The sequence below is a fragment of the Sphingomonas sp. genome (assembly GCF_035490575.1).
GTDB lineage: Bacteria > Pseudomonadota > Alphaproteobacteria > Sphingomonadales > Sphingomonadaceae > Sphingomonas.
Genome location: NZ_DATJLI010000043.1, coordinates 1 through 11507, shown reverse-complemented (window position 1 = coordinate 11507; position 11507 = coordinate 1). Strand labels below are relative to the sequence as shown.

Genomic DNA, 11507 nt, shown 5'->3' with positions numbered 1-11507 from the left:
TTTCAGCATATCGCTGAGGGATTTCAATGGGCGTTTGTTTGCGCCAGTGATGACGCGGCCACGGCGGCCGTTGTCGAACAGCGCGTCAACGGCTTCCTGCAACATACGCTTTTCGTTACGCACGATGATATCGGGCGCGCGCAGTTCCATCAGGCGCTTCAAACGGTTGTTACGGTTGATAACGCGGCGGTACAGGTCGTTCAGGTCCGACGTCGCGAACCGGCCGCCGTCCAGCGGCACCAGCGGGCGCAGTTCCGGCGGGATGACCGGCACGACTTCCAGGATCATCCATTCGGGACGGTTGCCCGAATCGATGAACGATTCCACGACCTCCAGGCGCTTGATGATCTTCTTGGGCTTCAGTTCGGACTTGGTGGTCGCCAGCTCTTCCAGCAGGTCGCGACGCTCGCCTTCGAGGTCGAGGTCCATCAGCATCTGCTTGACGGCTTCCGCGCCGATGCCGGCCGAAAAGGCGTCCTCGCCATACTGGTCCTGCGCGTCGAGCAGTTCGTCTTCGGTCAGAAGCTGATACTTCTCAAGCGCGGTCAGGCCCGGCTCGATGACGATATAGCTCTCGAAATACAGGACGCGCTCAAGCTGCTTGAGCTGCATGTCGAGCAGCAGGCCGATGCGCGAGGGCAGCGATTTCAGGAACCAGATGTGCGCGACTGGGGCGGCCAGTTCGATATGGCCCATCCGCTCACGGCGGACCTTAGACACCGTAACCTCAACACCGCATTTTTCGCAGACGATGCCCTTGTATTTCATGCGCTTGTACTTGCCGCACAGGCACTCGTAATCCTTGATCGGACCGAAGATGCGCGCGCAGAACAGGCCGTCACGCTCGGGCTTGAACGTGCGATAGTTGATCGTCTCGGGCTTCTTGATCTCGCCGAACGACCACGAACGGATGCGGTCAGGCGACGCAATGCCGATCTGGATCTGGTCGAAGGTCTCCGGCTTGGCGACCGGGTTCGCGAAGTTGGTCAGTTCGTTCATTTTATTTTCCCTGTAGAGGGTAAAATCCGCTGTCGAAGGGGATGGGGGCGCCGCACGGCAATGCCGCGCCCGCCATCCTTATTCCGCTGCGATCGCGACGCCGTCCGAATCGAAGCCCAGATCCTCGTTGGACTTGAGTTCGACATTGAGGCCCAGCGAGCGCATTTCCTTGACGAGCACGTTGAAGCTTTCGGGAATGCCGGCCTCGAACGTGTCGTCACCCTTGACGATCGCCTCATAGACCTTGGTGCGGCCAACCACGTCGTCGGACTTCACCGTCAGCATTTCCTGAAGCGTGTAGGCAGCGCCGTAAGCCTGCAATGCCCACACCTCCATCTCACCGAAGCGCTGGCCGCCGAACTGCGCCTTACCGCCCAGCGGCTGCTGGGTGACAAGGCTGTAGGGACCGATCGAGCGGGCGTGGATCTTGTCATCGACCAGATGGTGCAGCTTGAGCACATATTTGTAGCCCACCGTCACCTTGCGATCGAACCGATCGCCGGTGCGGCCGTCATACAGGTCGACCTGACCCGATTCGTCCAGTCCGGCCAGACGCAGCATGTCGGTGACATCGGCTTCCACCGCGCCGTCGAACACGGGCGTTCCCATCGGCACGCCCTTGCGGACATGGCCGGCCAGATCGACGATCTGTTCAGGTGTGCGGGCTTCGATCTCGGCAGTGTAATTGCTGCCGTAAATCTCGGACAGCAGCGCCTTGACCGCTTCGGGGGGCTGGCCCGCTTCGGGGTTCGGGTTCGCTTCACGCCACGCATCGAGTGCCGCACCGATCTTGCGGCCCAGACCGCGTGCGGCCCAGCCCAGATGCGTCTCGAAGATTTGCCCGACATTCATGCGCGAGGGCACGCCCAGCGGGTTCAGCACGAAGTCGACCGGCGTTCCGTCTTCAAGGAACGGCATGTCTTCCTGCGGCAGGATGCGGCTGATGATGCCCTTGTTGCCGTGACGGCCGGCCATCTTGTCGCCCGGCTGCAGCTTGCGCTTGATGGCAACGAACACCTTGACCATCTTGAGCACGCCCGGCGGCAGCTCGTCGCCCCGCTCCAGCTTCTCGCGGCGGTCTTCGAACTTCTCCTTGATGCGCTTCGCGGCCTCGTCATACTGAGCCTTGACGCCTTCCAGATTGGCCTGAACCGCGTCGTCCGCAACCGCGAACTTCCACCATTCATGACGCTCGACGCTGTCCAGCAGCGCCTCGTCGATGACCGAACCCTTCTTGACGCCCTTGGGCGCCGCCGTGGCGGCCTGGCCGACCAGCATATCCTTCAGGCGCGACCAGGTCGCACGGTTCAGGATGCCGCGCTCGTCGTCCGAGTCCTTCTTCAGGCGCTCGATCTCTTCGCGCTCGATCGCCATCGCGCGCTCGTCCTTGTCGATGCCGTGGCGATTGAAGACGCGAACGTCGACAATCGTCCCCGACACACCCGGCGGCAGACGCAGCGACGTGTCACGCACATCGGACGCCTTTTCGCCGAAGATGGCGCGCAGCAGCTTTTCCTCCGGCGTCATCGGCGATTCGCCCTTGGGCGTGATCTTGCCGACCAGGATGTCGCCCGGCTCAACCTCGGCCCCGATATAGACGATGCCCGCCTCGTCGAGGTTGCGAAGTGCCTCCTCGCCGACGTTCGGGATGTCGCGGGTGATGTCCTCCGGCCCGAGCTTGGTGTCGCGGGCCATGACCTCGAACTCCTCGATATGGATCGAGGTGAAGACGTCGTCCTTGACGATTCGCTCGCTGATGAGGATCGAGTCCTCATAGTTGTAGCCGTTCCAGGGCATGAACGCGACCAGCACGTTGCGACCCAGCGCCAGCTCGCCGAACTCGGTCGAGGGACCGTCGGCAATCACGTCGCCGGCCTTGACCGGCTCGCCCACCTTCACCAGCGGACGCTGGTTGATGCAGGTCGACTGGTTCGAACGCTCGAACTTCATCAGCGTATAGATGTCGACGCCGCTTTCGCTGGCATCGACGTCGCCGGTCGCACGGATCACGATACGCGCGGCGTCGACCTGATCGACAATGCCGTCACGCTTGGCCGCGATGGCAGCACCCGAATCGCGCGCAACCGTCTCTTCCATGCCGGTGCCGACGAACGGCGCCTCGGCCTGGAGAAGCGGAACCGCCTGACGCTGCATGTTCGAGCCCATCAGCGCGCGGTTGGCGTCGTCATTTTCCAGGAACGGAATGAGCGAGGCCGCGACCGACACCAGCTGCTTGGGGCTGACGTCCATCAGCGTGATCTGCTCGGGCAGCGCCATCAGGAACTCGCCGCCCTGCCGCGCCGAAACCAGCTCCTCGGAGAAGCGGTTTTCGGCATCGAGCGTCGCTGACGCCTGCGCGACGGTGTGCTTCTGCTCCTCCATCGCCGACAGATAGACGACCTCGTTCGTCACCTTGCCGTCGATGATCTTGCGATAAGGCGTCTCGATGAAGCCGTATTTGTTGACGCGGCTGAACGTCGCCAGCGAGTTGATAAGGCCGATGTTCGGGCCTTCGGGCGTTTCGATCGGACAGATACGGCCATAATGGGTCGGGTGAACGTCGCGAACTTCGAAGCCCGCGCGCTCACGCGTCAGGCCGCCCGGCCCGAGCGCCGACACGCGACGCTTGTGCGTCACTTCCGACAAAGGGTTGGTCTGGTCCATGAACTGCGACAGCTGCGACGAGCCGAAGAACTCACGCACCGCGGCGACGGCGGGCTTGGCGTTGATGAGGTCGTTGGGCATGACCGTCGACACATCGACCGACGACATGCGCTCCTTCACGGCGCGCTCCATGCGGAGCAGGCCGACGCGATACTGGTTTTCCAGCAACTCGCCCACCGAACGCACGCGACGGTTGCCGAGATTGTCGATGTCGTCGACTTCGCCCTTGCCGTCCTTGAGGTCGACCAGCGTCTTGACGACCGCCAGAATATCCTCGGTGCGAAGCGTCGTCACCGTATCCTCGGCATCAAGGTCGAGGCGCATGTTCAGCTTGACGCGGCCGACAGCCGACAGGTCGTAGCGTTCGGGGTCGAAGAACAGACCCGCGAACAGCGATTCCGCGGTTTCCAGCGTCGGCGGTTCGCCAGGGCGCATCACGCGATAGATGTCGGACAGCGCCTGTTCGCGCTCCTCGGCCTTGTCGACCTTGAGCGTGTTGCGAATCCACGGGCCGGTCGACACATGGTCAATATCGAGCAGCTCGACGCGGTCGATCCCGGCCTTGTCCAGCTTTTCCAGATTTTCGGCCGAAACCTCATCACCCGCCTCGATATAGATCTCGCCGGTGGTTTCGTTGATGAGGTCATAGGCCGAATAGCGGCCGAAGATTTCCTCGGTCGGGATCAGCAGCGTTTCCAGACCGTCCTTCGCCGCCTTGTTCGCGGCGCGCGGACTGATCTTCTGGCCGGCGGGGAACATCACTTCGCCCGAATTGGCGTCGACGATGTCGAACATCGGCTTCTGGCCGCGCCAGTGTTCGGCAGCGAACGGAATCTGCCAGCCGTTCGGACCGCGCACGAAGGTGACGGTGTTGTAGAAGTGGTTGAGGATTTCCTCGCTGTTCAGGCCAAGTGCATAGAGCAGCGACGTGACCGGCAGCTTGCGCTTGCGGTCGATGCGGACGTTGACGATGTCCTTGGCGTCGAACTCGAAATCGAGCCACGAGCCGCGATAGGGGATCACGCGCGCGGCAAACAGATACTTGCCCGATGCGTGCGTCTTGCCACGGTCATGGTCGAACAACACGCCCGGCGAGCGGTGCATCTGCGACACGATGACGCGTTCGGTGCCGTTGACGATGAAGGTGCCGTTGCCCGTCATCAGGGGCATGTCGCCCATGTAGACGTCCTGCTCCTTGATATCGAGGACCGAGCGGGCTTCGGTATCGGGGTCCACCTCGAACACGATCAGGCGCAGCGTGACGCGCATGGGGGCGGCATAGGTGATGCCGCGCTGGCGGCATTCCTCCTGGTCGAACTTGGGATGCTCAAGTTCGTAATTGACGAAATCAAGCTCGGCGGTGCCGGCGAAATCGCGGATCGGAAAGACGCTGCGAAGCGTCTTTTCCAGACCCGAGACGTAACCGATCGACGGATCGCTCCGCAGGAACTGTTCGTAGGATTCGCGCTGAACCTCGATCAGGTTCGGCATCTGCACCACTTCGTGGATGTCGCCGAAGACCTTGCGGATGCGGCGCTTTACGGTGCCGCTCTCGATTGCCTTGCTTGCCATAAGCTGCTGTTCGCCTCGTTCAGCCGGAATGTCGGGCGCGGGGGCCATCAAGACACAAAAAGCCGCGTGCTCCACAAGGGGAACCGCAGCTTCCAAGGCGTCCTGAATTACCTTTTGACCCAATTCTTATGACGCGCTGCGCGACGGCGTGCCATGTCCCGGTCGTGAAGGCAGATCAGCGATATAGGTGGCACGCCCGGCGCTGTCAAACCGGGACGGGCATCAAGGGGGCTAGCCGGGAGCGCCCGCACAGGGATATGGCGCGCGCCATGTCCGGTATCCACATGTTGTTCGGCGCGGCGATCGCGCTTGTCCCGATTGCCGCCGTTCCCGCGCAACAAGCGCCTGCGCCTGTCCCCACGCCGACGCGGATATTGCCGCCGATCGACTATTCGCTGCCGCCGGGCGAAGGCACGCGGCAGGCGCCGCCCCCCGCCGCGCCGCCGATCATCGTGCCCACCGCGACGCCGACTCCGCGAGCAACCGCCGCACCAAAGGCAATTGCTACGCCGCGTCCGGCGCCGACACGCGCCCCCCGTTCCGCACCCACGCCCGGCCCCACACCAACGCCGCGCGCAGCCGCGACGCCTGCGCCGAGTGAAACCGCCGCGCCCGTGACGGCGCAGCCCGCGCCTGCCGCACCATCGCCGGTGCCAAGCCCCGTAATGACGCCGGAACCCGCAATCGTGCCGATGGGCGGGGACGAACGGGCAGGGCCGGGCATGGCCGGTTGGGCGCTGGCGGCGATCGTCCTGCTGCTAGCGGCGCTTGGGCTGGTCTGGATGCGTCGGCGGCGCTCGTCCATGGGGGCGCCGACGCCAGAACCGGTGATCGAGGCTGCGCCGGTGCCGACGCCGCCGGTGCGGCCGTCGCCTGCGCCGCCGCCCCCGGCACCCCCGCCACCGGTCGCGCCGTCGCCGCCGCCGCCGCCGGTGGCCGAGCCGCCGCAGTTCCTGTCGCGGGCGGCGGGACCGCCCCTCAAGCCCATGCCGGCGATCCCCGCCGGCACCATTACCGCGTTTCGCGACAAGCCCAGGTCCGCCGATACCGGCTTCATCACCGCTTTTCGTCAGCCCGCGCCGGTGCTGGGCATCGACGTGCTGCCCGTGCGCGCGGGGATGAGTGAAGATGGAGACGGCTTCCTGGAGTTCCAGTTCGTCACCGTCAATTCGAGCGATCAGATGGTGTCGGAGATGATGGTGTCGGCCTGGCTGCTGAGCGCCAATCCCGATCAGGACGCCCAGATTGCGGCATTCCTGGCCGAGCCGCTCGATCCCGCGCAGCACAACCGCTACACGCTCAGCCCCGGCGAGCATCGCGAGCACCGGGCGACGATGGGCGCGCCGCTCGACCAGTTTCACATTGTCGAGGCGGCCGGGCGCCGGTTCTTCGCGCCGATCCTGCTGGTCGGCACGCGCTATCGCGGGCAGGGCGGCAGTGAAGGGCGCAGCAATGCGGCGTTCATGATCGGGCGGCCCAGTGCGACCACGGGCAAGCTGACGCCAATCTATGTCGATCGCGGCGCGCGCGTGGTGGAGGGGCTGGCGGCGCGACCCTATCCGTTGCGGCAGGATGACGAAGGAAGGGCAGGGGCATGAACTGGCAGGACAATCTGACCGGCGAACGCGCGAGCTTCGTCGCGCATCTGGAATGCGGGCTGACCGGCGAGCGTTATGACGCCGATGTGGTTCAGGGGCTGTCGCGGGCGGGCCGTCCGTTGCTGGTCCGCTATGATCTGGGCGGCGTGCGTGGCGCGCTGACGCGCGACGTGCTGGCCGGGCGACCCCGCGACCTGTGGCGCTGGCGCGAATTGCTGCCGGTGCGCGACGCGGCGAACATTGTCAGTCTGGGCGAGGCGGAGACGCCATTGATCCCGCTTTCAGCAACCGGCGAACGCCTCGCCGCGCAGCCGCCGCTGGTGAAGGATGAGGGGCGGCTGCCCACCGGCAGTTTCAAGGCGCGCGGACTGGTGATGGCGATCAGCATGGCCAAAGCGCTCGGCGTCACGACGATTGCCATGCCGACCAACGGCAATGCCGGCGCCGCCGCTGCCGCCTATGCGACGCGGGCGGGGATCGAGGCGGTGATTTTCTGTCCCGACGACACGCCCGAAATCAATGTGCGTGAAATCGCCGCACAGGGCGCGCGCGTTTACCGCGTCAACGGCCTGATCGATGATTGCGGTGCACTGGTGGCAAAGGGGTGCGCCGAAAATGGCTGGTATGACCTGTCCACGCTGAAAGAGCCGTATCGGATCGAGGGCAAGAAGACCATGGGACTGGAACTGGCCGAACAGCTCGGCTGGGAACTGCCCGATGCGATCTTTTACCCCACCGGCGGCGGCACCGGGTTGATCGGCATGTGGAAGGCGTTTGACGAACTGGAGGCGATCGGCCTGATCGGGCCGCGCCGCCCGCGCATGTATGCGGTGCAGGCATCGGGCTGCGCCCCAATCGTCCGCGCGTTCGAGGCGGGGGAGCGCCATGCCGAACGCTGGGAAGGCGCGCACACCGTCGCGGCGGGCATTCGCGTGCCGCGTGCGGTCGGCGATTTCCTGATCCTCGACGCGGTGCGCGAAAGCGGCGGCAAGGCGCTCGCCGTCGGCGACCCCGCGATCCTGCGCGCGGTGGAGCGCGCCGCGACCGAAGACGGCTTGCTGCTGTGCCCGGAAGGCGGCGCGACGCTCGCTGCCTATGAACAGGCGCTGGCGGACGGCGAGGTGAAGCGCGACGAACAGGTCGTGCTGTTCAACTGCGCCACGGGCCTGAAATACCCGATGGCGGACCGGTCGCGAACGCTCGACCGGCACCAGCCGATCGACTTTACTTCGCTTTAGGGCGCCTGACGGGCGGCGCCTGAACGCCGCCCATATTGCCTCAGCGAATTGGGCAGTTGGGGTCGAGCCGCATGTCGAGATAGCGGTCGACGCTGCCCATCAACTGCGGCATTTCATGTTCGAAGAAATGGTTGGCGCCGGGAATGGTGTCATGCTCGATCGTGATGTGCTTTTGCGTGCGAAGCTTGTCGACCAGCTTCTGCACGGCGCTAGGCGTCACCACTTCGTCGCTGTCACCCTGGATGATGATCCCCGATGACGGGCAGGGTGCCAGGAAGGTGAAATCGTACATGTTCGCTGGCGGCGCGATCGAGATGAAGCCGCGAATCTCCGGGCGGCGCATCAATAGCTGCATCCCGATCCACGCGCCGAAGCTGACGCCCGCGATCCATGTCGTCGACGCTTCGGGGTGAAAGCTCTGAACCCAGTCGAGCGCGCTGGCGGCGTCGGACAGCTCGCCGATGCCGTTATCGAACGTCCCCTGGCTCTTTCCGACACCGCGGAAATTGAACCGCAATGTCGCGAAACCGCGGCGCTGGAACGTCTTATAGAGTTCCTGCACGATGCGGTTGTTCATCGTGCCGCCCGATTGTGGATGCGGGTGCAGGATCATCGCGACGGGCGCGCGGGGACGGGGGGCGGGGACGAAACGCCCCTCTAGACGGCCTTCGGGGCCGGGGAAAATGACTTCGGGCATCGACTTCCTGTGCGGTTACGGGCGCCCGAACTGTGGCGCCTGCCAGAGCGACGGCTATATAGGGGTGGTGGCCGCACAAGCAATTGCCGCGAAAGGATCTGCCTTGCCTGATCGCCTTTATATGGATCACGCGGCCGCAACACCGGTCGTGAGCGCCGCGCGCGATGCGGTGGCGGCGGCGCTGGCCGAATGGGCCAATCCGTCCTCCCCGCATGGGGAAGGCCGGGCCGCGCGGGCGGCGCTGGAACGGGCGCGGACGCGTATCGCGCGGGCCTATGGCTGGGACGGCGAGCTGATTTTCACCAGCGGCGCGAGTGAGTCATTGGCGATGGCGCTGACCCGCGCCGAATTGCCGCGCGTGCTGGTGTCGGCGACCGAGCACGAAGCGGTGCTGCGCGCCGCGCCCGAGGCGGCGCGGCTGCCGGTATTGGGCAACGGGACGCTGGACCTCGACGCGCTGGCCGGGGCGCTTGCCGCCGGCCCCGCGCTGGTGGCGGTGCAATGGGGCAATAACGAAACCGGCGTGCTGCAACCGATTGCGGCGATTGCCGAACGGGTGCGGGCGGCGGGCGGGCTGTTGCTGGTCGACGCCGCGCAGATGCCGGTCGGCTGGGACGACGACGACCTGCCGCAACTGCACGCCGATTTCATTGCTTTGTCAGGTCACAAGCGGGGTGGTCCCGCCGGTGTCGGCGCGCTGCTGATCCGCGACCTGTCGACGCTGCGGCCATCGGGCGGCCAGGAACGCGGCTATCGCGGTGGAACCGAAAATCTGCCCGGCGCGCTGGGGTTCGAGGCGGCGGTCGGCGTGCCCGAGGATCTGGTGTACATGGCCGAACTGCGCGAGCGGCTGGACAGTGCGATCGAGGCGGCCGGGGGCGAGATCGTCGCGGTCGACGCCGACCGCCGCACGCCGCTGATCGCGGCCTATCGGATGCCGGGTGTCGCCGCGACGACGCAGCTTATCCGTTTCGACCTGATGGGGATCGCGGTTTCGGCGGGTGCGGCGTGTTCGTCGGGCACGATGCGGCCCAGTCATGTGCTGGCGCAGATGGGAATGGACGCCGACGCCGCGAACCAGGTCATCCGGGTGAGCTTTGGCCGATCAACAAGCGCCGGCGATATCGAGCGGTTCGTGGGCGCATGGCGGACCATCCATGGCGAGGCCAGGATGGTGCCGCCGGGCGACGACGTGGCGATATGACCTATCTGGATTATCAGGCGACGACTCCGCTCGCGCCCCAGGCGCTGGCCGCGATGCTCCCCTGGCTTGAGGCGCAGCACGCCAATCCGCACAGCGCCCATGCCCCCGGCCGCGCCGCGCGGGCCGCGGTGGAAGTCGGGCGCGAAAGCATTGCGGCGCTGATGCCACCGGGCGGAACGGTCGCATTCACCAGCGGCGCGACCGAGGCGTTGAACTGGGCGATCAAGGGCACCCAAGGCCCGATCGTCACGTTGGCGACCGAACATGCCGCGGTCCTCGACACCGTCGCCGCCGAAGCCCGGATGGGCCGCGACCTAACCGTGCTGCCGGTGAAACCGGACGGTCTGGTCGATCTGCACGTGGCGGAACGCGCGATCGTGCCGGAAACGGGGCTGGTCGCGGCCATGCTGGTCAACAACGAGATCGGGGTGATCCAGCCGGTCGCCGCGCTGGCCGAACTGGCGCACCGGGCAGGCGCGCTGATGCTGTGTGACGCGGTTCAGGGCTATGGCCGGATCGACGTGCCCGATGGTTGTGACATGGTGGCGGCGTCGGCGCACAAGCTCCACGGACCCAAAGGTATCGGCGCATTGTGGTTGCGCGATGGCGTGATGCCGGCACCGCTGCTGCATGGTGGCGGACAGGAAGCGCCGGGACGTTCGGGCACGCTCAGCCCCGCATTATGCGCGGGCTTCGGCGCGGCGGCGCGCCTGGCGGCAGCGAGCAGGGCGGGGGACATGGCGCATGTCGCCACCTTGTTCTACGCTGCCTGTGATGCGCTGGAGGTTGGCGGCAAAGGCGGCTGGCAACTCAACGGATCGCCGACCGATCGCTATCCTGGAAACCTGAACCTGCGGCTCGACGGTCTGGATGTTGCACGGCTGATGTCGGAATGCCGTGACATCGCCTTTTCCGCCGGATCGGCCTGCGCCAGCGGATCGGGCCGGCCCAGCCACGTCCTGCGTGCGATCGGCCTGACCGACGCGCAGGCACGGTCGAGCATCCGGATCGGCTTTGGCCGCGACACGACGCGCGATGCGTTACTGGCGGCGCTGGATCGCATCGACAGGGCGGCGCGCACGCAAAGGATGGCTGCATGACCCGTATCCGCTTTGTCGCCGCCGATGGTGAAACCGTGCGCGAAGTTATGGCGCAGCCCGGCGACCGGCTTCTCGACATTGCCCAGGCCGATAATCAGCCGCTGGAAGGAACGTGTGAGGGGCAGATGGCCTGCTCCACTTGTCACGTCATCATCGCGCCGGAGGATTTCGCGCTGCTTCCCCCCGCGAGCGAGGAGGAAGAGGACATGCTCGACCTTGCCGCCGGTGCAACGCGGACGAGCAGACTGGCTTGCCAGATATGGATCGGCCACGGCTGGGACGCGATGACTGTCCGCATTCCGCCGGAGCGCCGCGACCTGACCGGGCGTGCGTGAAGATCACCGGGGCTTGAGAGGCGTCACGACCTTGCTAGTGTCGGCGATATCGCGAGGGGGAGGGGTTTGGTGAAGGCATACAGGACCGGCTTGGTCGCGC

General features: G+C 65.7%; 7 protein-coding genes and 1 pseudogene. 5 read left to right on the top strand and 3 right to left on the bottom strand.

Features of this window, described 5'->3' with window-relative positions; genetic code table 11:
- Window positions 1-999, bottom strand: a pseudogene (locus VL973_RS03080) (DNA-directed RNA polymerase subunit beta'); the annotation flags it as partial.
- Window positions 1000-1077: 78 nt separating this feature from the next.
- Complete coding sequence (rpoB, locus tag VL973_RS03075; RefSeq protein WP_325282561.1) at window positions 1078-5235, bottom strand: DNA-directed RNA polymerase subunit beta; 4158 nt, start codon at window positions 5233-5235, stop codon at window positions 1078-1080.
- 269 nt (window positions 5236-5504) lie between these two features.
- Between rpoB and VL973_RS03070 the strand changes: the two genes are divergently transcribed.
- Together VL973_RS03070 and VL973_RS03065 are read left to right on the top strand one after the other, a co-directional pair.
- Complete coding sequence (locus tag VL973_RS03070; RefSeq protein ID WP_325282560.1) at window positions 5505-6833, top strand: hypothetical protein; 1329 nt, start codon at window positions 5505-5507, stop codon at window positions 6831-6833.
- A complete protein-coding gene (locus tag VL973_RS03065) occupies window positions 6830-8071 on the top strand; it encodes a threonine synthase (protein WP_325282559.1) in 1242 nt (413 codons plus the stop codon). Before VL973_RS03070 ends, VL973_RS03065 begins: the two co-directional genes overlap by 4 nt.
- A 40-nt stretch (window positions 8072-8111) precedes the next feature.
- Here VL973_RS03065 and VL973_RS03060 read toward each other — a convergent pair whose 3' ends face one another.
- Window positions 8112-8768, bottom strand: coding sequence for an alpha/beta hydrolase (locus VL973_RS03060; protein WP_325282558.1), 657 nt, complete (start codon window positions 8766-8768; stop codon window positions 8112-8114).
- Window positions 8769-8871: 103 nt separating this feature from the next.
- Here VL973_RS03060 and VL973_RS03055 point away from each other — a divergent pair, with 103 nt between their 5' ends.
- The 3 genes from VL973_RS03055 to VL973_RS03045 are packed head-to-tail and all read left to right on the top strand — an operon-like array spanning window position 8872 to window position 11407.
- The gene (locus tag VL973_RS03055) at window positions 8872-9972 is read left to right on the top strand and encodes a cysteine desulfurase family protein (RefSeq protein ID WP_325282557.1); all 1101 of its coding nucleotides are present in this window, start codon (window positions 8872-8874) and stop codon (window positions 9970-9972) included.
- Window positions 9969-11072 (top strand): cysteine desulfurase family protein, encoded by a 1104-nt coding sequence (locus VL973_RS03050; protein ID WP_325282556.1) that lies wholly within the window; start codon window positions 9969-9971, stop codon window positions 11070-11072. Before VL973_RS03055 ends, VL973_RS03050 begins: the two co-directional genes overlap by 4 nt.
- Window positions 11069-11407 carry a 2Fe-2S iron-sulfur cluster-binding protein gene (locus VL973_RS03045; protein ID WP_325282555.1) on the top strand — a complete coding sequence of 113 codons (339 nt, stop codon included), beginning with the start codon at window positions 11069-11071 and terminating at the stop codon, window positions 11405-11407. Before VL973_RS03050 ends, VL973_RS03045 begins: the two co-directional genes overlap by 4 nt.
- Window positions 11408-11507: the final 100 nt, after the last annotated feature.